The sequence below is a fragment of the Sorangiineae bacterium MSr12523 genome, from assembly GCA_037157775.1.
In the GTDB taxonomy this organism is placed as follows: domain Bacteria; phylum Myxococcota_A; class Polyangia; order Polyangiales; family Polyangiaceae; genus Pendulispora; species Pendulispora brunnea.
The window spans coordinates 8731150-8754731 of record CP089982.1 but is presented as its reverse complement, the minus strand read 5'-3'; the positions used below and the strand labels follow the sequence as shown (position 1 = coordinate 8754731).

14 protein-coding genes are annotated in these 23582 nt (G+C 64.6%); 2 read left to right on the top strand and 12 right to left on the bottom strand.

Going from position 1 to position 23582, the window contains the following annotated elements; all coding sequences use genetic code 11:
* Positions 1 to 15 precede the first annotated feature (15 nt).
* Positions 16 to 1467, bottom strand: a complete 1452-nt coding sequence (locus LZC95_34340) for a sigma 54-interacting transcriptional regulator (protein WXA91525.1) — start codon at positions 1465 to 1467, stop codon at positions 16 to 18.
* Positions 1468 to 2145: 678 nt separating this feature from the next.
* Here LZC95_34340 and LZC95_34335 point away from each other — a divergent pair.
* Positions 2146 to 3438, top strand: coding sequence for a serine/threonine protein kinase (locus LZC95_34335; protein WXA91524.1), 1293 nt, complete (start codon positions 2146 to 2148; stop codon positions 3436 to 3438).
* 659 nt (positions 3439 to 4097) lie between these two features.
* Here LZC95_34335 and LZC95_34330 read toward each other — a convergent pair.
* Together LZC95_34330 and LZC95_34325 are read right to left on the bottom strand one after the other, a co-directional pair.
* Entirely contained in the window at positions 4098 to 4982 is an 885-nt protein-coding gene (locus LZC95_34330; protein WXA91523.1) for a lysophospholipase, read from the bottom strand.
* 119 nt (positions 4983 to 5101) lie between these two features.
* A complete protein-coding gene (locus tag LZC95_34325; protein WXA91522.1) occupies positions 5102 to 7084 on the bottom strand; it encodes an acetoacetate--CoA ligase in 1983 nt (660 codons plus the stop codon).
* A 421-nt stretch (positions 7085 to 7505) separates the two neighbouring features.
* On the opposite strand from LZC95_34325, the gene LZC95_34320 reads away from it, so the two are divergent.
* A complete protein-coding gene (locus LZC95_34320) occupies positions 7506 to 8192 on the top strand; it encodes a DUF1275 domain-containing protein (protein WXA91521.1) in 687 nt (228 codons plus the stop codon).
* Here LZC95_34320 and LZC95_34315 read toward each other — a convergent pair.
* From LZC95_34315 to LZC95_34275, 9 genes are all read right to left on the bottom strand, one after another.
* Positions 8145 to 9620, bottom strand: coding sequence for a sigma-54 dependent transcriptional regulator (locus LZC95_34315; protein WXA91520.1), 1476 nt, complete (start codon positions 9618 to 9620; stop codon positions 8145 to 8147). The genes LZC95_34320 and LZC95_34315 overlap by 48 nt on opposite strands.
* On the bottom strand, positions 9620 to 11083 hold the full coding sequence (locus tag LZC95_34310) for a HAMP domain-containing histidine kinase (GenBank protein WXA91519.1): 1464 nt from the start codon (positions 11081 to 11083) through the stop codon (positions 9620 to 9622). Before LZC95_34310 ends, LZC95_34315 begins: the two co-directional genes overlap by 1 nt.
* A gap of 62 nt (positions 11084 to 11145) precedes the next feature.
* Positions 11146 to 14418, bottom strand: coding sequence for an acyltransferase domain-containing protein (locus LZC95_34305; protein ID WXA91518.1), 3273 nt, complete (start codon positions 14416 to 14418; stop codon positions 11146 to 11148).
* A gap of 50 nt (positions 14419 to 14468) precedes the next feature.
* Complete coding sequence (locus LZC95_34300) at positions 14469 to 17576, bottom strand: type I polyketide synthase (protein WXA91517.1); 3108 nt, start codon at positions 17574 to 17576, stop codon at positions 14469 to 14471.
* Positions 17573 to 18838, bottom strand: a complete 1266-nt coding sequence (locus LZC95_34295) for a hydroxymethylglutaryl-CoA reductase, degradative (protein WXA91516.1) — start codon at positions 18836 to 18838, stop codon at positions 17573 to 17575. Before LZC95_34295 ends, LZC95_34300 begins: the two co-directional genes overlap by 4 nt.
* Before the next feature lie 67 nt (positions 18839 to 18905).
* Positions 18906 to 19871 (bottom strand): diphosphomevalonate decarboxylase, encoded by a 966-nt coding sequence (gene mvaD, locus LZC95_34290; protein ID WXA91515.1) that lies wholly within the window; start codon positions 19869 to 19871, stop codon positions 18906 to 18908.
* On the bottom strand, positions 19868 to 20815 hold the full coding sequence (mvk, locus tag LZC95_34285) for a mevalonate kinase (protein WXA91514.1): 948 nt from the start codon (positions 20813 to 20815) through the stop codon (positions 19868 to 19870). Before mvk ends, mvaD begins: the two co-directional genes overlap by 4 nt.
* Before the next feature lie 34 nt (positions 20816 to 20849).
* Positions 20850 to 22388 carry a DHA2 family efflux MFS transporter permease subunit gene (locus tag LZC95_34280; GenBank protein ID WXA91513.1) on the bottom strand — a complete coding sequence of 513 codons (1539 nt, stop codon included), beginning with the start codon at positions 22386 to 22388 and terminating at the stop codon, positions 20850 to 20852.
* The gene (locus tag LZC95_34275; protein WXA91512.1) at positions 22381 to 23580 is read right to left on the bottom strand and encodes a hydroxymethylglutaryl-CoA synthase; all 1200 of its coding nucleotides are present in this window, start codon (positions 23578 to 23580) and stop codon (positions 22381 to 22383) included. Before LZC95_34275 ends, LZC95_34280 begins: the two co-directional genes overlap by 8 nt.
* Positions 23581 to 23582 lie beyond the last annotated feature (2 nt).

Sequence of the window (23582 nt, the reverse complement as noted above, 5' to 3'; positions counted from 1 at the left end):
GCAAAAAAATTCGAATCAGTCCTCGCGCCGGTACTGGGCGAGTTTGTAGACCAGCGTCCGTCGAGAAATACCGAGACGCGCGGCGGCACGCGTCTGGTTGCCACCCTCGGCGGCGATTGCCTCCTCGATGGTCTTGCGCTCCACCTCGTTCACCCGTTGCCGAATTCGCGACATGGGCGGCCGGGAAGGCGGCAGCGCCGCACCGCTCTGGATCTCGGAGGGGAAGTGCTCACAGCGCAACGTCGCACCATCTGCCATCACGAATGCATGTTCGACGGCGTTGCGCAGTTCGCGCACGTTGCCGGGCCATGGATAAGCCATGAGCATCGTGATCGCGTCCGGTGCGATCGTGGGAGGCGGCCCGCCGACCTGGCTGGCCAGCTTGTTGACGAATATTTCCGCGAGGAGACAAATCTCGGCGAGGCGGTCGCGCAGGGGCGGCACGCGCACCATGAAGGGGCTAATTCGATAATAGAGATCGGCGCGGAATCGCTCGCTGCCCACGAAGGCTTGCAGATCGCGGTGCGTGGCACAGACCACGCGAACGTCGACGGGGATGGGCGAGGTGCCACCCAAACGGGTGAGCGCACGGTTCTCCAGAACATTGAGCAGCTTCACCTGCGCGGTGGCGGACAACTCGCCAATCTCGTCCAGGAAGATGGTTCCGCCCTGAGCTGCCTCGAAGTAGCCCGCCTTCCTTCGGTCCGCGCCGGTGAAGGCTCCGCGCTCGTATCCGAAAAGCTCGCTCTCGAGCAGCGTCTCGGGAATGCCGGCACAGTTGACGCGGACGAGCGGCTTGTCCGCGCGAGGGCTCCACTGGTGGAGCTGCTGCGCGAGCACGTCCTTGCCGCTCCCCGTTTCGCCCAGGATCAGCACCGTCGTCATCATCCGTGCGACCTTGCGCACGCTTGCGTAGACGCGGGCCATCTCGGGATCGGCGAGGACGATGTCGACCTGGTGCTCCGTCGCATTCGCGTTCGACGGATTCACCGTCGACGATCGCGAACCCCAGACGCGTCCGGCCTGCGTGGCGACAATGAGTTGGCATTCGCCGATCACGACGATGTCGCCCGGGCCGATGCGGACGGTGGCGGAGCGCAGCGCGTGACCGTTGACGAGGGTCCCGTTGCGGCTGCCGAGATCTTCGACAGTCAGGGCTCCGTTCGCAAACATCAGCTTTGCGTGATGACGCGAGACCTCCGCATCGTTCGCAATGATCTGAGCGTCTCGAGCACGACCGATGAGCCATTCGCGGCGCCCGCGGAGCTCGAAAAGGGACAGCTCGTTCCCGCTTCGCCGGATCAGGAAGGGCTCGGAGAGATCCTGAATTCCGTCGAGCCCTATCAAATCCTCGCGGAAGAGCGGTACGGTCTCGGTTTCATCGGCCGGTTCATGCGAGCGTTCGTCGACCATCGCGTCCGATTCTCCTGCCGACCCGTGCGCAGCGACGTTCCCCCGAACAGCCATGTACCGCATCTTATCTCAGGATGTGCGACGCACAACTGGCGGTTAATGCTCAGGGCGGCTTTGTTCCCTTAAACCCGACACGTCGAGGTCGCCAATTGAAGCTCCGCGTGTTGGACGCACCTCGAGTTTCAAACTTCTCCCCCATCGCTATGACGAGCGAGCTCACGCTCCCGTTGCTCAAATAGAGCCACGCGATCAAACATTGTCATCCGCAAAAAAACGTTGCGGGCAAGGTGCAGCCACCCGAGCGCACGGGCGCGGCCCAGGCATCGGACCTGTGGCCCGCAATTCGCAAGTTGCGCGCGACAGAGGTGAATCGATACAATCGATATATCCACGATATCCCCGGTTTGTCGGTGACGTGACCTCCGTTGTTACCAGGCCGATTTCCAGCACGGGCTTGGGCTTCATTCATCGGACGACTCGGGCGAAAACGATGAGGGTGAACAGGGAAATTCCCGTTCTCCCACTGGCGGCAAGTCTTCGTTGCTATTGAGCAATCGAATGCTCTTTCTTGCCCAGGTTTGCGCAAGCGCATTTTCGTAGGGGGTCGAGGCTGCCATTGGGGTGACGCGTCAGCCTTGGCATCTCATCGCCAATCGGCACCTTGGCAGCCCGTGTATGGCACAAGGCTGGCTACTACGACACTCGATGAACCGGGCGGGGAATGAAAACTCGATGGCCGATGAGGCCTACGAAGGCCGCCAGACCTTCGTGAACATGGGCAGCCTTCATGGGGTGGAGGAGGCGAGAGATGGGGTTGCCGGCGAAGGAGCATGGTTCGCCGCCCCACCGCGATTTCGCGTGCTCGCGCAGCTCGGTCAGGGCGGAATGGCCAACGTCCATTTGGCAATCGCTCGTGGCCCGGTTGGGTTCAGCAAGCTCGTCGTCCTCAAATCGCTTCGCTCCGATTTGGTGGACGATCCCGCGATGGTGGAAATGTTCCTCCATGAGGCGCGCCTCGCGGCCCGGCTCAACCATCCCAACGTCGTACAGACGTTCGAAGTCGGCGTCGAAGCCGGACAGCACGCCATCGTGATGGAATACCTCGAGGGCCAGACGCTCGCGCAGATTCGCCGCCGCGCTCAAGGGTGTGCGGGCGGTATTCCGCTCGAGATGCATCTGCGCATGTTGAACGATGTCCTTGGTGGACTCCACCATGCGCACGAGCTGTCGGATTACGACGGAACGGCCTTGGGACTCGTGCACCGCGATGTGTCACCGCAGAACGTCTTCGTGACGTTCGACGGGCAGGTCAAACTGCTCGACTTCGGCATCGCGACGCTCACCAAAGGCCGTCGACTCGAGACGCAGACCGGCGTGCTCAAAGGCAAAATCGATTACATGTCGCCCGAGCAGATGATGGAGGCCGAGCTCGATCGGCGTTCCGATCTCTTCGCGGTGGGCATCATGCTCTGGGAAGCGGCGGCCGGCCGGCCTCTTTGGAAGGGGCTCAGCGAGGTGGGCGTCATGAACCGCGTCCTCAATGGGGATATCCCGAGGCTGCGCGACGTCAATCCGTGGGTATCGAAGGGCCTCGAGCGCATATGCCTCAAGGCGATGGCACGATCCCGCGAGGATCGCTACGCCACCGCGGCCGAGCTCCAAATCGATCTCGAGCGAGAGATCGCCGCCATGGGAGGCGGCGTGAAGCAGCGCGACGTCGGTCGTTTCGTCGCCGACCTCTTCGCCGCGGCTCGGGCCGAACGGAAGACCGTCATCGATTTGCAGGTGCGCAGGGCTGCACGCGTCTCTGGAGGCGAGTGCGACTCCTTCCGGCCTCTCCTGCTTCCCGTCCTGCGGAAGGAACCGTCCAGCTGGAGCAACTCGGACTTGGTGCCGCCCATGCCGCGGCCCACGCGCCTGCAGAAGGTATCGCTCGCGGCGTGGGGTGCCGCTCTTTCGCTGGGCGTCGCATGCCTGCTCTGGTGGAAGACGAAAGGCACCCGCGCGATGCAATTGCCAACGTGAGGCGGGGCGAGCCCCACGGGCTCCGCCCCCTTCTACGTGGTTTTGGCTACGTGCCTTTGGAAGCTATCAAGAAGAGAGAAAGCGTGCGTCGCCGTATCAGGCGCCCGCAATCGAAGTCTTGTATCGGCGCCAACATTCGGGGCATCGCCATTGGGCCTGGAGGTCACCTGACTCCGTTCGGGACCTCGTGAGACGCCAGCCATATTTGGCACTGATGAGTGTATAACTCGTATTCGTCTGCGGAGACTGCCTGCAACAGTCCACGCACATACGTCGCTCCGCCATGAGAGTATTCATGGACCCATGACCTCCTCCTACGAGAAAATAGCGATACTGGCACACTGTACGAGGCCTGAAGAAACCTGCCGAGGCGGGGTCGTTACTCGAGGGAGTATCCGGTCGTTCCGGCGGACAATCCATCACGATGGCGCGCCAGCGTCGGCCGCTCCGATGCCGAGCTAGGTGCCCAGCTTTCGAAAAGCGGATTGCTTCGAGAATTCGGAAACGAACGCTCATATCGAACCTGTGGATCGGATGGAGAATCTTTATTTCGTCTTAGCGAGGCTCATGCCCAACGAGTGCTGAGCTGCCCTGTCGAAAAATTGGTCAATGACGCGGTGGGTGATCTGCGCAACGGTATGCTCACATCGCGCAACGGCTCACCATGACGTTTCGGGCGCATTTGCAATGATATTGCAGCGATCCTCGAACCACGCGGTCAGCTCGTAGACGATCCGTTCCCGCACGGGCTGCCGCAGGAGGTCGTGGGACAATCCTGGATACAGACGCATCCTTTTATTTTCGGAGCGAATGCGAGCATAAAACGCGACGGCCTCCCGCGGATCGGTGACGCGATCGACGGCGCCCTGCAGCAGAAAGAGCGGGACGCGCAGCGTCGGCGCACCCTCCAGAACGAATTGCCACGATATGGCGATCTCCGCGGCCGCAGCGCGCGTGATGCCTGGACGAATGAGTGGATCTTTGGAGCACGCCTCGAAGTCGGGCTCGACGACACACGCATCGGAGCGAAGCAGGGACGTGATTCGCGCGCGCAGCGGCAACGCGCGCTCGATGCGCGGGGCAGGCGCCATGATCGCGGCGGCATCGATGGATAGGGTCGGCACGCTCATGGCGTACGCGAGCGCAATCAGTCCACCGATGGCATTTCCGAGCAGGAAGACATGCGCCTTCTTGCGCCGGCGCCGCCGAACGCGCTGCACGAACGTTTCCAGGTCGGAGCAATGTTCGGCGAGCCGGAAGTCCCCGCGAACACCCTCCGAATGGGCGTGCCCGCGAAGATCGTAGCTGTGCACCGCGAAACGCTGGTCCACGAGGCGGCATGCCATTCTCGAATAACGGCTGCAATGGTCGTACAGCCCGTGCACGAGAATGATGTCCGCGATGGGTTCCGCATGCGGCTGCCAATGCCGTTCGAAGAGGACCGTTCCATCGGCGCCGACGAAGAAGCCCGAGCTATGCACCGCGTTGCGCGATACATCGCGCGGCAGTGGGAGATCTCGCGCCGGCGCGTAGGCTGTCCGCACGGCTGTCGCACCTCTATGCATGGTTCGTCGGCATACGCGCCCCTCCCGCCCCCCGGTCGGCCGGACTCGAGCAACGCGAATGCCAAAAGTGTCGCCCGACCGGTTTGCGCGCTTTTTACTTAGCGGCGACGCTGCGCGAATTCGACGAACCAATCGAACGCCCCGGGGTTCGCGCAAGCGTCGCGATTGACGACGTCCGTGAGCGCGCGGCCGAGCAGCAGCTTCTTGACGGGCAGCTCTTGTTTTTTTCCGGTGAGCGTGCGCGGGATCTCGGGTACCTGGAGTATTTCGTCGGGAACGAAACGCGGTGAGACCCCCTCGCGAATGCGTTGTCGCAAGGTCTCCTGGAGAGCCGCGTCGAGCTCGATCCCTGGCCGGAGTGCCACGAAGAGAGGCATGTAGCTGGGTCGGCCGAGGTACTCCAGATCGACGACCAAGCTATCGAGCACCTCCGGCACCGCCTCGACGACGCGATACAATTCGCTGGTGCCCAATCGGTGGCCGTGGCGATTCAATGTCGCGTCGCTGCGCCCGTAAATGATGCCGCCCCCACTCGGTGTAATGCGCAACCAATCGCCGTGCCGCCAGCGCCCAGGGAATACATCGAAATAGCTCTCGATGTAGCGACGGTGTTCCGAGTCGCCCCAGAACTTCAACGGCATCGACGGCATGGGCTGCTTGCACACCAGCTCGCCGACCTCGTCGATGAGCGGCTTGCCATCTTCGCTCCATGCCTCGACGTCCGCTCCGAGCGCGCACCCCTGCATTTCCCCTGGCACGGTTGGAAGCTCGGGGGTGCCGGCAAGGAATGCGCTGGCGAGGTCCGTCCCGCCCGCGACGACCGACCACCAGATGTCTTCACGAACCTCGCGGTAGCCCCACTCGTAGACCTCGACGGCGAGGGGCGAGCCCGTCGACCCCAGGGCCTTCAGTTTCGAAAGATCGATGGCCCGCGGCGAGAATCCTTCCTTCATGCACATGGCGAAATAGGCGGCACCCGCGCCAAGGAAGGTGGCGCCGACCTGCGATGCATACGACCAAAGCGTATCGGCACGCGGGAATGTCGGATGCCCGTCGTAAAGGCATATCGTCGTCCCGAGAAGCAATGCGGAAATCTGCACATTCCACATCACCCAGCCGGTGCTCGAGTACCAATGGAACCGGTCGCCGGTCGTTGCGCTCGGTCCCAGGTTCAAGTGGAAGGCCTGGAACTTCAGCATCTCCAGCATCACCCCGCCGTGGCCGTGCACGATGGGTTTCGGCAAGCCCGTCGTTCCGCTGCTGTAGACGATCCAGAGCGGGTGATCGAACGGCAGCCACTCGGGCGGTGTTCCCGCCTCGGATGTCACGCAGTCATCCCAGTGCGAGACGCGGCCCTTCCACGTTTCGAGTTCGGGCCATGGCGCGCTCGGCCCGCCGGCACGTTCGAGGTTGGGCACCACGACGAGCGATTCGACGCTCGGGAGCGCGGAAAGGAGATTCGCCACGAGCTCGCGGCGATCGTGGACCTTGCCGCCGTACACCGCGCCGTCGCAGGCGATGAGCACCTTGGGCTCGATTTGGGCGAAGCGGTCGCGCACCGTGGCCACACCCATGTCGGTGGCACACAGGCTCCAGACTGCGCCGATGGACGCACAGCCGAGAAACGCGATCACGGTCTCCGGGATGTTCGGCAGATACGCTGCCACGCGATCGCCGCGGCGCACGCCCATCGCACGCAGCGCCGCGCCAAAAGCCGCGCTCCGTTGCGCCAGCTCGGACCAAGACAACTCGCACGTGCGGCCCTCGCGGTGCATGCGCTCGTTGCGAAAGACAATCGCCGCCGATGGCCCTCGTTCGGCCCCCTCGGCGTGCCGAAGGACCTGCCGCACGTAATTGACCTGCGCCCCCTCGAACCACCGAGCGCCAGGCATGCGCGCTTCCTTCAACACGGCCTCGTAGGGCGTAGGCGATTCGACCGCGAAGTATTCCCAGAGACCGCCCCAAAATGCCACGAGCTCCCGCACCGACCATTCGCGCAGGGCGCGATAGTCGGCAAGCTCGACGCCATACCGGTGGGACATCCACTTACGCAGCGTGACCGTGTTCGCGTTCGTATCCATGTCAGCGCACGAGCATCTCAGGGAGCACGGCGCGATGGAAGCACTTGCTGCGAGCCGCGACGGGACAGGCGCGCGGAGCTCATGGGGGTGTCATTCGATGGTGAGATTGTACGAACCGTCGGCGTCGGCCGACAGCGTCGCCTTGCGCCGACGCTTCTTTGGCGAGCGCGACGATCGAATGAATGCGAAATAGCTGCAATGCATAATTGGCATTACGGTTGCTCAATGCAGTCGTCATGGACGATATGCGGAAATTGTTCGTATGCACGACGCTTCTCATGGTTCTCATGCTGGCGAGACGGAGTAGTCCGGCACTCCAATTCTCGTCGGAGCCCGAGCCGGATTATGGCCAATCGACGGAAGCGGCCGAGGCAAAATGACATTTTCGAAAGATACGGAGCTCTTTGCTCCACGTAACGTCATGGCGTGGTTGCTGTTCTCGCTGACCGCAGGCAGCGTGAACGCGGGCGCCTTCATGGCTTGCCGCAATTTCGTCAGCCACGTGACGGGTACCATCACGTCGTTGGGGGTCGAGTTTGGCGATTCATGGCTCGTCCTCAAGTACATGCTCGTCTTTGCCGCCTTTTTCGGCGGCGCGGCCCTGGCTGCGCTGGTGACCGTGACCCTGCGGCTGAGGGACAAGCAGCAGATCGTCGTGCCCATGCTGCTGGCGTTCGTCGTGTTGCTCGCGGTCGCCGCGGCGGGGCATGCTGGGCTGTTCGGGCCCTTTGGGCTCGAGCAACCGACGACGGCCTCCTTTGCGCTGCTTTCGCTGCTCGCAGCGGCCATGGGGATTCAGAATTCGGCCATCGGGCTGGCGACATCGAATGCCATTCGCACCACGCACGCGACGGGGCCGGTGACCGATCTGGCGGTCAACGTCGTGCGTGCGACGCTCGGTACGCGAGGGACACGCGCGCGTGAATGGCGTTGGGCGCTTTTGCGGTCGGCAAAATTGACCATGTTCGTCGGTGGGGCATTGGTCACCACCCGTTATGCGTCGATATTGGAGTATCGCACGTTCATCGTGTCGGCCATGTTCCTCCTTGCTGGCGTCGCCCTAATCGCTCCGCTTGTAGACCGCGGGCGAGTAGCCGTGACGTCGTAGGAGATCGTAGAAATCGGTCCGGTTTCGCCCTGCCAGCCGTGCCGCCGACGAAACGTTGCCCGATGTTCGTGAGAGCACGACGTCGAGGTAGGCGCGTTCGAAGGCGTCACGTGCATCGCGCAGGGCGGGGAAGGTCTGTGCGCTCGCCGTGACGTACGGATCGAGAAGCTGCCGCGCGCGGGTCGAAAAATCCTCGAGCATGGATTGCGCTGGCGATTCCCCCATCGTCACGCCCGGCAAATGCTCCACCTTGAGCTCACCGCCGTGGCCGGCCAAAACGGCGGCCTCCATGACATTGGCCAGCTCACGCACATTGCCCGGCCATGGATGTTCGAACAGCGCAGCCCGCGCGGCATCCCCGATGCGCGGTACGCTGAATCGATAACGGGCCGCGGCGCGTTCGAGAAACATCTCTGCCAGAAGCAGGATATCTTCTTTGCGCTCACGCAACGGTGGCATCGTCACCGGAACGACGTGGAGGCGGTAAAAGAGATCTTCTCGAAAGCGCCGCTCGAGCACCTCCTGGCGTAAATCGCGGTTGGTCGCCGCCAGGATGCGGACGTTGGCCTCCTGCTCGGTCGTGGTGCCCACGGGCGTATACCGCTTCTCCTGGAGCACGCGCAGCAGCTTGGCCTGCACGGCAGGAGGCGCCTCGGCGATCTCGTCGAGAAAGAGGGTGCCCTTGTTGGCCGCGCCGAAGAGGCCCTCGCGGTTGGCGGTAGCGCCGGTAAAGGCGCCCTTGGTGTGGCCAAACAGCGTGCTTTCGAGCAGCTCCGGCGCGAGCCCCGCGCAGTTGACGGCGATGAACGGCTCGTGGGCGCGCCGCGAGAGGGCATGGAACGAGCGCGCCACGAGCTCCTTGCCGGTCCCGGACTCGCCGAGGATGAGCACGCTCGCATCCGTGGGGGCCACGCGCGTGATGATCTCGCGAATGCGCTCGATGGCAGGGCTGACGCCCACCAGACGGGCATCTTCGTGGCCATCGCCCATGACCCGGCGAAGCCCGGCAATCTCCCTTCGCAGGCGGCTGCTCTCGATGGCGTGGCCAATTTTTTCGAGCAGATCGTGATCGAGAAACGGCTTGGTGACGAAGCCAAACGCGCCCTTGCGGATGGATTCGACGGCGGTGTCGATGGTGCCATGGGCCGTCAGCACGATGACCGGCACGTCCGGCGAGCGCTTGGCGATGCCGTCGAGCACCTCGAAGCCGTCTTCCTGCCCCAATCGAAGATCGAGCAAAACCGTATCCACGTACTCGCTGCCGATCCGTCGAAGGGCGCCCTTCACCGTGTGTTCGACGGAGACGCGATGGCCCTTCGCTTCGAGCCGAAGCGACACGAGCTCGCACAGCTCGATGTCGTCGTCGACGAGTAGGATGTGAGGCTCTCTCGATGTGTCGTTCTCCCCGCCGTGTGTGCGTTCAGTCATCAATCTCTCGGAAGAGGTCCTAGGGAAAGCTCGATGCGGATGGTGGTGCCGGTCCGATCGGAGCGCAGAATCGTCAACAGGCCCCCGTGGGCACGGGCTACCTCCTTAGCAAACGAGAGCCCCAGTCCTATTCCAGCAGGACGGTCCACATCGGGAATATCGGCCGCACTGAAGGGCCGAAATGCGGAATCTTTTGCTTTGGTGGTGAAACCGGGCCCTTCATCGATGACATCGATGAAGGCGCGATCGTCATCTTTCGACAACGAGCGCTCGATGCGAACCCTCTGTCCTCGTCGTGATACGGACACGGCATTTCGCACCAGATTGGCCACCGCGCGCTCCATCAGCGCCGAATCCAGATCCATCGGAGGAATCGAGCCGCGCGAAGCGACTTCCAGCACCACGCCGCGCTCGTTTGCCTCGGTGCGCTCGCCGTCGAGGGCTGCCTGGATGATGCGATCGAGGCGGCAGGCCGCATCGCGCTTGAGGGCCATTCCCGAGTTCAATCGCGACATGTCGAGCAGCGCATTGACCAATTGCACCTCGCGCTCGCAAGCGCGGTTGGCCAAGGTGAGCACCCGGAGCTGACGCTCGTTGAGTGGCCCGCACGTGCCATCGAATAGCAATCCGAGTGCCTCGCGCAAGCGGGCCAAGGGCGAGCGCAGCTCGTGCGAGACATTGGCCAGAAAGGATTGCTTCAGGCGATCGAGCTCGGCCAGTCGTTCGCGCGTTCGTTCGAGGTCGCGCCAGAGGTCTTCGATCTCGCGCGGACCCGCAACCTTCGGGATCGGTGCGAAATCGCCCTCGCCGATGCGCATGGTCTCTGCGGCAAGCCTCCGCATCGGCTCGGAAATGCTCCGCGCCGTGGAGCGGGCGATGAGTACCGCGGCCAAAGCGCCCACCGTCGCAACGGTGAAGGCTCCGGCAGCGGTCCAAACGCCGATGCCTCGGGAGCGCTCTTCCTGTTTCGAGAGATCGGCGTGCAGCTTGTGGACGAGGTCCATCCAGGCATCGGTGAGCTCTTCGTCCAGCGCGGTCCGCTGCTCGTCGGTCTTGGGATCCAGGGCGAAGGCGCACGTGTCGCCCGAGGTGGCCCGATCGGCCAATTCGAGGTAGCGCTCGGCTGACGTCAGCAAGCGCCGCGGCGCACGGACTCGGTACTTGGCCAGGACCGCGTTCAAGCCATCTCGTGCCAGAAGCACGGCGCGGTGCACGTCGATTTCCTGGCGCTCGCTTTGGCACTCGAAGTGCGCGTGGCGCAAAGCCACTTCGACCTGCCAGGCCGAGCGGTGGATTTCTTCTTGTTCATCGATGCTGGAAAGATACTGATCCCGAATATCGGTGATGATGCCCAGCATGCGAATGACGCCCTGAAGTGTGACCAACAACGCGATCACCAGCAGCGCGATGAGCACTCCATGATTGACCGCCAGACGGGTCGATAAGGGCAGGCGACGCGACATCCTCGAAGGGCTACTAGCATCCGCGCCGCGTGGATGCATAGGCTCGAGGTCGGTGTCGGCGGCTACACGTCTTGCGCCGAAAGATCGTACCAGCCACGGCGACGCGGTTCGTCGTGGGGACGAACGTTGGCCTCGTGATCTTCGACCCGCGAGAAGAGAGGTGGCGCGAGGTCGATCAGTTCCGCAAGCAACCCCGCCTCCCGCAAACGCGCTGCGGGGATGTTCATGAGTAGCGTGCGAATCTCATCGTCGTCGAGTTCCTCCTCGCGGGGCTCATTGGGAATGTTCACTTGCTTGCTGAGATATTCGACCATGTCCATGGGTGTCGGATGCTCCATTACGAAGGTAATCGGGAGAGGTATTCCGCATTTCTTGGCGAGCCGATTTCGCAGTTCGACGGCCATCAGGGAATCGAGCCCCCAATCCTGAAGTGGCCTGTCGGGCGAAAGCTCGCTGGGATCCGGCAATCGAAGGATATCCGCCGCCTCGGCGCGCACGAGCTCCGCCAGATCGTCCAGCGGAGGCGGCGACGAGGAAGCGGTCACCCGTTCTTCGGTTTCGCGCGGGGGCGTTTCACCAAGCCAGTAGCGTTGCCGCTGGAACGCATACGTCGGCAGAATGACCTTCCTCGCACCCGTACCCGCGAAGACGCGCGTCCAATCCAGCGAGTGCCCTTGCACGTGCAGCGCACATGCCGCTTCCGTCAGCGTTTCTTCCTCCGCGCGAGCCTTGCGCAGGCTCGGGACGAATGCCACGGGCCGAGATGGTGGGAGGCATTCCGCGGCCATGGCGGTCAGCACGCCGTGAGGGCCGCACTCCAGATACGCGGTCACGCCGATCGCGTCCAAGGCTCGTACCCCGTCCGCGAAGCGAACGGCTCGTCGGACCTGGCCCACCCAATAATCGGCGCATTCCAGCTCGCCCGAGTTTGCGCATTCTCCCGTCACCGTGCTCACGATGGCTATCTGTCCGGCGCGGTAGGTGACCCTTCGTGCCAGGCGTTCATAAGCGGCCAGCATCGGGTCCATATGTGCCGAATGGAACGCGTGGCTCACCACGAGACGCGTCGCCCGCGTGCCTCGTTCGCGCAGCGCGCGGCACACCTCGTCGACCGCATCCGCATCGCCGCTCACGACCACCTGTTTCGGGCCGTTGATCGCCGCCAGCGATACCCGAATTCCGTATGGGGCGAGCAGCGGCAACACCTCCGATTCGCTGGCTTCCACGGAAGCCATCGCGCCGCCCTTCGGCAGGGCCTGCATCAGACGCCCGCGTGCGATCACCAGGGCGCACGCGTCGCGCCGGTCGAGGATCCCTGCGATATGGGCGGCGGCGAGCTCGCCCACGCTATGGCCCAGGAGCACGTCTGCGCGAATACCCCACGCTTCCCATTGCCGATAGAGCGCCACCTCCAGTGCGAACAATGCGGGCTGCGCCCATTGTGTCTCGTTGAGAAGCTCCGCATTCGGCGTGCCCGGTTCCGCGAACAGGATGTCCTCCAACCGCCGCTCCAAGTGCCGGTTCATCTCACCGATCACGGCGTCCATCTCCTCGCGGAAAGCGCGATAGCGCGCGTACAGCTCGCGACCCATGCCCGCGCGCTGGCTGCCTTGGCCCGTAAACAATACGGCCACCTTTCCGGGCGCCCGCGCGTCGGCGCTCGTCGCGAGGCCGGGGCCTGCCCGCCCCGCGGAGAACGCCGCGAGTCGCTCCACCGTGTCCTCCAGTTTTGCGTCATTTCGGACGGGCAATGCAAGGCGCGCGGGGTGATGCACGCGTCCCGTGGCGAGGCCCGCCGCCACGTCCAAGCCACGCAGGTGCGGATGCGATCGCAGATGTTCCACCAGCCGGGTCGCCTGCTGGCGCAGGGCATGCTCGTCGCGTCCACTCAGCAGCAGCGGCGACCAATTCCGTTGCGTCACCTCGGTGGCCGTCTCCTCGAACGAAGGCGCTTCCTCCACGATGGCATGCGCATTCGTCCCGCTGATCCCGAACGATGACACGGCCACCCGCCGCGGATGCTCCTTGCGTGGCCACGGACGCCGCTCTCGCGCCACCTCGACGCCGAGTCGATTCCAGGGAACGTAGGGGTTCGGTGCGCCGGTGTGCAGCGAGCGGGGGATCTCCTCGTGCGCGAGCGCGAGGACCGCCTTGATCACCCCCGCCACGCCGGCCGCCGCCTCCGTGTGCCCGATGTTGGTCTTGATGGATCCGAGGACGAGGGGATTCGTCGCAGGGCGCGCCTGCGCATAGACGGTCGCGAGGGCTTCGATCTCGATGGGATCGCCCAAGCGTGTTCCGGTGCCGTGGCACTCGACGACGTCGACGGAGCTCGGCTCGATGGCGGCGCGTGACAGGGTGGTTCGGATGACCTCCTCTTGCGCAAGTCCATTCGGTGCCGTGAGACCCTGGCTGCGTCCATCCTGATTGATCGCGCTGCCGCGGAGCAGTGCGATGATTCGGTCGCCGTCGCGCTGTGCGTCCGTCAGTCGCTTGAGGAGCAAGAGGCCGCATCCTTCGGCGCGAACGAACCCGTCGGCCTCGGCGGAAAAGGTGCGGCATCGCCCGGTGGGCGACAGTGCCTTCAAACGAGAGAGCGCAATGTATCCTTCCGGTGTGACCAGCGCATGGACGCCGCCGGCCAGCGCCCAGGGGCATTCGCCGTTGCGCAGCGCCTGGCACGCCATATGGATTGCCACCAACGACGAGCTGCACGCCGTATCGACGGCCACCGTGGGCCCGCGCAATCCGAACCAGTAGGCGACGCGCCCCACGATGGTACTCGGCGAAGCACCGGTGAGTGTGTACGCGTCGATGCGGGTGGTGTCGCCGAATGCCCTGGTCTGGTATTCGGATCCGGAAAGACCGATGTACACGCCACCCGCCGTACCATCCAGGGTTTCGGCGCGGATGCCCGCACGCTCGAACACTTCCCACGCGGCTTCGAGCAACCAGCGTTCCTGCGGATCGATGCCCGCCGCTTCACGCGGGCTGATGCCGAAGAAGGCCGCGTCGAAGTTCTCCACGCCTCCTTCAACGAACCCGCCCCAACGGCTGTACGTCTTGCCCGCTGCGTCGGGATCCGCATCGAAGAATTGGGCGACGTCCCAGCGGGATACGGGGACCTCGGTGACGGCGTCTTTCTCGCTGACGAGCAGCTCCCAGAGCTTTTCGGGGGTGTCTGCCCCGCCTGGGAATCGGCAGGCCATCGATACGATGGCGATGGGCTCGCGCGTCCGCGCCTCGAGTTCGCGGATGCGCGCGGCCGCTTCGGCCAACGACGCCGTGGTCTTCTCCAAGTACGCCCGCAATTTTTCGCTTCGCTCCACGACCATGGTCGGCTCTCCGTGTTTTCGTGTTTCTGCGCTCCCTCGCGCCAAGGGCGTCACCGAAATCGAACGAGGGCGTCGATTGAATTGAACAGCTCTTCGTCGGACATGGTCGATGCGTCCTGCGCGACGTCCAACATCGCGTGCACGCCCGACCTCGACGCACCGTTCTCGTTGGCCGGTATCGCTCCGCTCGCAGGAAGGGATGGTTCGTTCGCGGCGAACATCTCCTCCAGCAGGCGGCGGGTGACCGCGCCCGCATTGGGGTATTTGTAAACGAAGGTCGCGCTCAACGGCACGCCGGTCCGTCGTTCGAGGCGGCTTGCCAGCTCCACGGCGCCGGGCGACTTCATCCCCAGATCGCGCAGCGGCGCCTCCGGGGCCACCTGCGATGCCGGCATTCCGAGCACGGCAGCGATTTCCGCACGCACCCATTCGAGCAGGGGCTGCTCGCGTTTCGGCCGCGGCAGCAGGGCAAGCTTCTCGAGCCATGAGGCTTCGAGCACCTGCTCGGCCGCCGTATCGTCGGTATCGAGCCAATGTCGCTGCCGCTGAAAGGCATACGTCGGCAGATCGACGGGTCGTCCATTCCACCGTGCGAGGGCACCCGCCCAATGGACGGGATGGCCCTGCACGTGGAGCGCGCCGAGCATCTTCCACAGCGTCGCTTCCGCACCCGCATCGCGCTGGAGGCTTCCCGATACGATGCCCCCACGTGCGCGGCTCGCCTCGGTCAGGGCCGCACCCAAAATGGGATGTGCACTTACCTCCACGAATACCCCGTAGCCGTCGTCTTGCAATCGCGCGAGTGCCCAATCCAGGCGCACGGGCTCGCGCAGATTGCGGCACCAGTAGACCGCGTCCAGATCGTCGCCGCGCTCCTTCTTCCCGGTGACCGTCGAATAAAAGGTAATGGCCCCTTCGCTTCGCCTCACGTGCCCCAGCTCCGCCCTCAATGCGGGCAGAATGGAATCGACGTACGCGCTGTGGGATGCATAATCGACTTTGATCTTGCGGGCGAAAATCGATTCCTCTTGCGCCTTGATCAGGAGATCGTCCACCGCCTTCGCCTCGCCCGAGACGACGGTGGAATTCGCGGTATTCACCACCGCGACCGACAGTGCCCCGGCATAGTCGGCAATTCGTTTTTCGACCACGTCGACGGGCAGCTCGATCAGGGCCATCGCACCTTGGCCGGCCACGCGCCGCGCGAGCGAGCTTCGTGCGGCCACGACGCGGGCGGCTTCTTCCAACGGCAGAATGCCTGCGACGTAAGCCGCCACCACTTCGCCCTGGCTATGACCGACCACGGCTTCCGGCTCGATGCCCCACGCTCGCCACGCCGCGGTCAGCCCGATGGCCATGGCAAAGAGGGCCGGCTGCACCACATCCACGCGGTCTTCCGGTGGCACGTCCGCGTCGGGTTCACCGCGCAACACCGATTCCACGGACCAACCCGTCCATGGACGCAGGGCTGCATCGCACTCGCGCACGGCTTTTGCGAATGCTTCCGATTCCTCGAAGAGCTTGCGCCCCATGGCCTGCCATTGGCTTCCTTGTCCCGGGTAGACGAACACCACGCGTCCGCGCGGTTTGGCCTCTCCCTCGGTCAGTGCCGGGTGGGCCTCGCCTTTCGCAAGCGCGGTGAGTGCCGCCGCCGCCTCGGATCCATCCGCCGCCATCACCTGCGCGCGCACGGGGTGGTGCGCTCGGAGGCACGCTGCCGTATGCACGACGTCGCGCAGTGCTGCCTCGGGGTGCTCCTCGAGCCAATTCGCCCACCGTTGGGCCTGGGCGCGCAGCGCGGCCTCGCTCTTGGCGGAAAGGAGCAGCGGCAACGTCGGACGAACCGCGTCTACGCTGCGGGGGGCGTGGTGCGGTGCGCCTTCCAACACCACATGGCAATTCGTCCCGCCGAAGCCGAATGAGCTCACCCCAGCGCATCGCGGGCGGCCGGTGTTGGGCCATGCGCTCGACTCGGTCTGGATCTGCAGACCGAAGGCATCGAATGCGATATCCGGGTTTGGCGTCTCGACGTGAAGGCTGGCCGGGATCGACCCGTGATGAAGGGCCAGCGCCGTCTTGATCAACCCTGCGACGCCCGCCGCAGCCTCCATGTGTCCAAAGTTCGTCTTGATCGAACCGATTCGCAGTCGCGCGTGCGGCGGACGTCCCGAACCGAGCACGCGCCCGAGCGCCTCGGCTTCCGTTCGGTCGCCGAGCGGCGTGCCGGTTCCGTGCGCCTCGACGTAGTCGACCTCGTGCGGAGACACGCCGGCCCGCGCGTACGCGTCACGCAGCAGCTCCTCTTGCGCATCGACGCTCGGCGCCGTCAAGCTGCTCGCCGGCCCGTCATTGTTCGCGGCCGAACCGCGAACGAGCGCATACACGCGAGCATTGCGCTCCTCGGCCTGCGACCGTCGCTCGAGGAGGACGAATGCAATGCCTTCCGCCCGCACGTAGCCATTGGCGCGGTGATCGAATGCCTTGCATCGTCCATCGGGCGCCATGGTCCCGAGCTTGGTCATTTTGATCGTGTTGTACGGCGTCAAAATCAGATTCGAGCCACCGACGAGCGCCCGATCGCATTCCCCGTTCTGCAAACTTTGCAATGCGAGATGCACCGCGACCAGCGAGGACGACGATGCCGTGTTCACCGTCAACGCAGGCCCGCGCAATCCAAACGCGTGGGCAATCCGCCCCGCGATCATCCCCGAATCGTTGCCCGTCGCGGTGTACGGAGACACCTCGCCAGGCATTTGCGCGAGGAGAAGATCGTATTCCGCCCACATCGAGCCAATGAAGACGCCGGTCCGTCCTTCGCGCAGCCGCTGCGGGGTGGCGCCCGCATCCTCGAATGCCGCCCACGCGGTCTCGAGGGCCAGACGCTGCTGCGGATCCATCTGCCGGGCTTCGCGCGGTGAGACGTCGAAAAACGAAGCATCGAAGCCCGCGACGTCCGACAGAAAGCCACCATGACGCGTGGTCACCTTTCCCGGCGCGCTCGGATCCGGATCGTAATGCCCCGCGGCGTCCCAGCGATCGAGGGGAACCGTGCCGATCGCATCGCGGCCGCTTGCCAGAGCGCTCCACAAACCCTGGGGCGAATCGATTCCTGCCGGAAAGCGAATGCCAATTCCCGTCAAGCAAATACCGTCGTTCATCGCGAGCTCGCTTGTTGAATGGGCATCTCGAACGCGACGAGCGATGCGAGCGCCTGTTTTGCGGTTTCGAGCCGGATATCGCGCGCGTCGACCATCATGCGGGCGACCCGCTCCACGAGTTCTCCCGCGGCACCTGCCGCCAGGGCGACCGACCGCGCATGCTGCGCCATGTGCCCTCGCTGCACGCCGTCCGTTGCCAGAGCGCGCAACCCTGCCAAGTTGTTGGCCAGGCCCACCGATGCGGCAACGGCGGCGAGCTCGCCGGAGCCTTTCACGTTGAGCAGCGCCAGCGAAAGGCGTGCTGCACGGTGCACACGCAATGTGCCTCCCACCGTACCCAAGGCAAGGGGGAGCTCCAGTGTTCCTACCAGGTAGTCGCCATCCCGTCTCCAGATCGATAGTGGCGCATAACGACCCTTTCGGGCGGCATAGGCGTGTGCACCGGCTTCGACGGCGCGCCAGTCGTTGCCCGTGGCCAATACGACCGCGTCGATGCCATTCATGATTCCCTTGTTGTGGGTCGCGGCGCGATAGGGATCCAATTCGGCAAAACGCGAAGCTTGGACGATGGCATCGATGACGGCACCGCCGGGGAGATCGCTCGTGGCCAATGCCTCGGCGGGGACCCTGCAGCGCACGCGGACGCAGCGCTTGTCGCACAGATTCGAGAGGATGCGCAGCCCCACGCGCCCGCCGGCCAATGCCGCCACGCGATTGGCCACGCGCTCGGCCGCGGTATTGACCAAGTTTGCGCCCATGGCTTCTTTGCAATCGATCAAAAGGTGGGCAACGACCACGTCGTCCGCAAGAACGCGGGCTTCGACGGCCCGTGCGCCTCCGCCGCGGGTCGTAACCCCTCCGAGTACGTCGTCGGCGAGCGCCAGAATTTCCCGCTCGTGCTCCAGGATCTTCCGCACCGCCACGTGCACGTCGGGTACGTCCTGGACCTGCACTTGCGCGATCATCACCGACGGGTCCCACTCCGCGGTGAAGCCGCCCCCGGCGCGGGCCATCTTCGCGGCATTCGAGGCCGCCGCCACCACGCTTGGCTCTTCGACGACCATGGGTACGACGTAATCGCGCCCATTGACTTGCACGTTGAGCGCGACGCCATAAGGCATCGCATACGTGCCGAGTACGTTTTCGACGAATTTGTCGGCGGTGTCGGGGTCGATGCCGCCGGTGTCGAGTGTCCCTTCGATCTCGCGAAGGTCGGCGCCGGTCACCTGGCCGACGAGCGCGCGGCGTTGGGAAATACGCATTTTGTGGAAACCGGGCATACGAGACGTTTTGGCCATTTGGGACCTCTCACAACCAGTTGTCGGCGATTCACGAGGACGGAACGAGTTCTGCGTTTCCCCCGGGCTTTGCTTCGATGATGCGAACCACACCGCGCGAAGCCGCCATGCGCGGGCGCACGTGCGCCACGTCTTCCGGGCGTACGAGCACCTTCACGTGGGGCCCTGCGTCCATGGTCGCGTAGACCAGTGTTCCCTCGGCCCTCAGCGCACGCACGGTGGCGAGGGCATCCAGGGTGACGGCGTTCCAATAGACGATGCCCGCGGCCATCGCGCTCGCATGCATCGCCAGGGCACTCGCCTCGGCGAGCTCGCCCACGCCGGCGAAGTCGCGCGCGCGAAGTGCATCCCGCAGCCGCGCATGAAGCCGCGGCGCCTCCTCGAGCCATGCTCGGGCGTAGGGGCTTTTCTGCATGGTGATGCGCATTCCGTCGTGCGACGCGACGGCCTTCGGCCCTTCGTCGGCCACGCACACCAAGACGACGAGCGGCAGGTGATCGCGCGGAAAAAGCGGATGCGCCCTGGAGGCGCCGGCGTCGAGCTCGACGAAGCCGCCGAACACGCTGCGGGAGGCACTGGTGGATCCGAGGCGTGCAAGCTCGCTCGTGCGCGCCAGGTCCCAATCGACGCCGGCCGCACCCACCGCGGCGACCGCAAGGGCCGCGAAGCCCGAGGCGCTCGAGGCCAGCCCACTCGCGGTGGGGAAATCATTGACCGAATCGATCGACGCTCGCGCGGTGATGCCCGCCTCACGGCGCAGGCCATCGAGAAGAGCCGCGGCCCGCTCGATGCCGCGGCCACGTTCCTCGCGGCCATTCACCACCAGTCGGTCTGCATCGATGTCATCGCGGAACTCGACGCGGGTATGGGTTGCCAGCCCTTCGAGGGTGACCGAGAGGCTCGGCACGGCCGGGGAGTTGTACGCGTCGGGACGCTTTCCCCAATATTTCGAGAGGGCAATGTTCGAATGGGCGATGGCTCGCGCTGCGCGATTCACGACGCCACCTCGTGAATCTCTGTGACCGGCGGGGGCGGGAGAATGTGCGCGGAAAAGGCGTCGAAGCCGGCCAATTGCCAAGCATCGAGCACACGGCTCGCGTGCAAAGGACCTTCGACCAGCGCCACCACGCAGCCTCCGCCGCCGGAGCCCGTCAGCTTGGCGCCGAATGCATCTTGTGCGTGGGCGAGAGCACGCAAGCGTTCAATCTGCGGCGTCGACAACCGAAGCCTTGCGAGCCATTCATGGTTCTCGTTCATGAGCCGGCCCAAGGTGGCGAGATCCATGGTCCGAATGGCATCGTGTGCGCGATGCACGAGCGCGGGGATCGCGTCGAATGCGGCGTCGACCAGGCCGGCATGGCGTTCTCGCAGGCGAATGACGGATTCGATCATGGCCTTCGTGCTTGCCGCGGCCCCCGAGTAGCCGACGCAAACCGTGAGTGCCGCGCGGAGGTGCACGGGCTCGATGGCCGCGCCCCGTCGAAAGAGGATGCAGCCTCCCCGCGCCGAGATGGCGGCGTCCACTCCGCTCGCATTGCCGTGGAAGACGCGCTCCCAAGCCATGACGCGGGCCGCGATGACATCGGGGCCCGCGTGGGGGTCGAGTGCACGCGCCACGGCGACGCCGAGTGCCGCCGACGATCCGAGGCCACCGCCGCCGGGGAGCTCCACATCGGCCTCCACCTCCATCGATGCCGCGAGCTTCGTGGCACGCACCAGCGCTCCAAAAGCGCGGCCATGATCGCACGGCCCTTCTTCCACGGTGTCGAGTCCGTAGCTGGGAATCCGAAGCCGGCTTATGCCTCCGAGGCTCGGGCGCGCGGTCGCGGACGCGCCTCGCTCGATGGCCACGGCCAGCGCAGGGGCGCCATAGACCACCGCGTGCTCGCCAAGCAATATGATTTTTCCGCGCCCGCGCGCCACGTTCGAATCGAATTGCATGTTTCCTGACCTATTCCTGGGGGGCATATGCATGTCAGTGGGCGGGGCCCGCCGAAGCACCCCCGGCCTTTCCGAGCAAAAGAACGAGTGGCAATGTCACGGCGAACAAGACGAGGGTGAGCCAGAACGTGTCGCCGAAGCTCATGACCGCGGCCTGCACGTCGACCCGTCGATCGAGAATGGCCAGCGCGCTCTGATGCGCCTTCACCAAATCGGACCCACGGGTCACGAGGTTGGCCGCCATGATATCCAAGTGAGCCACGGTTTCCGGCGTTCCCGCCACGAGCTTCTCCACGAGAACCGCGCGGTGAAAGGCATGCCGTTGCACGAGGATGGTCGTGAGGGACGCCACGCCGATGCTTGCGCCGAGCTGCCGCGTGAGGCTGAAGATGCCCGAGGCCGCCGGTATGTCCTTGGGCGGGAGCGAACCGAGGGTGGCCATGTTCAGCGGAAGGAAGACCAGCGCGATGGCGAAGGCCCGAACGATGAGCGGCCAGAAAAGATCTTTCTCGCCCGTGAGTGGACTCAGGTAGCTCAAATCGTAGAGCGCATAGCCAAGTAAGAATATGCCGCCGACGAGCAATATTCGTACGTCGAATTTGGCAATCAGCTTTGCCGCGATCGGCATGGCGAACGCGGACACGAGCGCGCCGGGGATCAGGAGCATTCCCGTCTGCTCCGCGGTGAAGTGAAGGATCTCCTGTGCGAAGATGGGTATCGCGAAAAGCGTCCCATAAAGGCCGATGCCCACGACCACCGAGAGAATGCTCCCGGCCCAGAGCGCGCGATGCCGGAGGACGCGCAAATCGACGATGGGTCGTGGAGAGGTGAGCACGCGCCAGACGAAGACGGCCAACCCGATGGCCGCGCAGATTGCGAACCTGCGGACGAAGGGCGATTCCAGCCAATCGTGCGACTGCCCTTCTTCGAGCACGACCTGGAAGCTGCCGAGCCCCATGGTCAGAAGCCCCACGGCGACCCAGTCCACCTTGGTTTTCGCATGCCCCGTCGAATCGTCGGCCGGCAAGAAGGCCACGCATAGGAACGTGGCAATGATGCCCACGGGCAGATTGACGAAGAAGATCCACCGCCAGCCCGCATGCGTCACGAGCCAGCCGCCCAAGGTGGGGCCGATGGCGGGACCAGCGATGACGATGGTCCCGAATAGCCCCTGCGCCATCGCTTGGTCTTCTTTTTTGGTGAATGTCTGAAAGAGCAGCGATTGCGCTTTGGTCAGAAGGCCGCCGCCGCAGAGCCCCTGCACCACGCGCGCGGCGATCAGCATGGGCAGATTGACCGCGAGACCGCAGGCGACGGACGCTGCGGTGAAGGCCACCAAAGAGAAAATGAAGTATCGCTTTTTGCCGAAGGTGTCTCCCAACCACGCGGCGAGCGTGAGGATGATCACGTTCGCGACGACGTAGCTCGTGACGACCCAACTCACTTCACTGAGCGTGGCGCCCAGAGAGGTCTCCATTTCGGGCAGCGCCACATTGACGATGCTCGTATCGATGACCTCCAACAGTGCGCCGAGCGACACCGCCAGCGCGATACCCCATCGGTTGTCAGCCATAAACGCGGCGCTCGCCCGAATCGACGCCCAAGAATTTGACGCGCCCGCCGTTCAGCACGGGCTTCGGCTGTCCATCCGGAAAGCGAGGATCGGCCTGCGTGTCCAAGCCGCGCACCCGTTCGTACTGCTCGACCGTGAGTCGCGTGCGATCGTTCAGCGGTTCGTCGATGCGAAGTTCACGCGCCCATGCCGCAGCACCTTCGACCACGCGCCCGCTGAAGAACTCCGCGACGCAGCCCGAGCCGTAGCTGAAAAGGGTAATGCGCTTTCGTTCGATGTCGGTTGCCTCGTGATGAAGGAGCGAGGCAAGCGAGAGATAGAGCGATGCGGTGTACGCATTGCCGATTTTGTTGGGCAGTATCAGCGAAGAGCCCACCTCGCTCTCGAAGCTGGCGTCGGCTTGCTCCTTGGTCAGGCCGTCGATCTGCTTGCGATGCCGGTGGGCCTTGCGCGACATCTTCCCGTACGGCACGTGGTAGCAAGCGCGCACGGGCGCTTCGTCCTTCGCCGTTTGGAGCGAGAGCCACTCGCGATAGGCACCTTCGAGCGCGGCGAGGTAACAATCGACCGAGAAGTGCCCGTCGACGATTCCCTCCTTTGCGTGGAGAGGCCGCCAGAAGTCGTGAACGTCGCGCGAGTACGAGCCGTTTCGCCCCACGTCGAACGCGAGCAAGCGGGGCGACTCGCGCACGATCATGGCCACCGCTCCTGCACCCTGCGTCGGTTCCGCGGCCGAACGAAGCTGGTAACGCGCAATGTCGGTGCAGATGACCATGGCGGCGCGACCGCGTGCCGAACCGGAGGCAATCCAGTCGATGGCATTCAAGAGCCCCGCCGTACCGCCGAAGCAGGCGTGCTTCGTTTCGAATACGCGGCACGACGGCGGGAGGCCGGCAAGGCCGTGGAGGAAGGCGGCAACCGGCTTGGAGTGGTCGACCGCCGTTTCGGTGCCGACGATGCAAAGACCGATATCCGCGGGCTTGGTGCGCGAGACGCTCAAGGCTCGTCGCGCGGCATTGGCGGCGAGGGCTACCGCGTCTTCGTCGGCTGCGGCGACGGCCATTTGCTCCACGCCCAGCCCATCTCGGTATTTCTCGGGCGGGACGCCGCGCGCTTCGGCGAGATCGGTCAATTGAACGTAACCCCGGGGCACGCCGAGGGCAATGGCGTCGATTCCAATCGAAAGGCTCATCG

Bases quoted from the DNA above. Each gene is read 5' to 3' on its own strand.
- LZC95_34340 (WXA91525.1), bottom strand. From the start codon at position 1,467: ATGGCTGTTCGGGGGAACGTCGCTGCGCACGGGTCGGCAGGAGAATCG.
- LZC95_34335 (WXA91524.1), top strand. From the start codon at position 2,146: ATGGCCGATGAGGCCTACGAAGGCCGCCAGACCTTCGTGAACATGGGC.
- LZC95_34325 (WXA91522.1), bottom strand. From the start codon at position 7,084: ATGGATACGAACGCGAACACGGTCACGCTGCGTAAGTGGATGTCCCAC.
- LZC95_34320 (WXA91521.1), top strand. From the start codon at position 7,506: ATGGCGTGGTTGCTGTTCTCGCTGACCGCAGGCAGCGTGAACGCGGGC.
- LZC95_34315 (WXA91520.1), bottom strand. From the start codon at position 9,620: ATGACTGAACGCACACACGGCGGGGAGAACGACACATCGAGAGAGCCT.
- LZC95_34310 (WXA91519.1), bottom strand. From the start codon at position 11,083: ATGTCGCGTCGCCTGCCCTTATCGACCCGTCTGGCGGTCAATCATGGA.
- LZC95_34305 (WXA91518.1), bottom strand. From the start codon at position 14,418: ATGGTCGTGGAGCGAAGCGAAAAATTGCGGGCGTACTTGGAGAAGACC.
- LZC95_34300 (WXA91517.1), bottom strand. From the start codon at position 17,576: ATGAACGACGGTATTTGCTTGACGGGAATTGGCATTCGCTTTCCGGCA.
- LZC95_34295 (WXA91516.1), bottom strand. From the start codon at position 18,838: ATGCGTATTTCCCAACGCCGCGCGCTCGTCGGCCAGGTGACCGGCGCC.
- mvk (WXA91514.1), bottom strand. From the start codon at position 20,815: ATGCAATTCGATTCGAACGTGGCGCGCGGGCGCGGAAAAATCATATTG.
- LZC95_34280 (WXA91513.1), bottom strand. From the start codon at position 22,388: ATGGCTGACAACCGATGGGGTATCGCGCTGGCGGTGTCGCTCGGCGCA.
- LZC95_34275 (WXA91512.1), bottom strand. From the start codon at position 23,580: ATGAGCCTTTCGATTGGAATCGACGCCATTGCCCTCGGCGTGCCCCGG.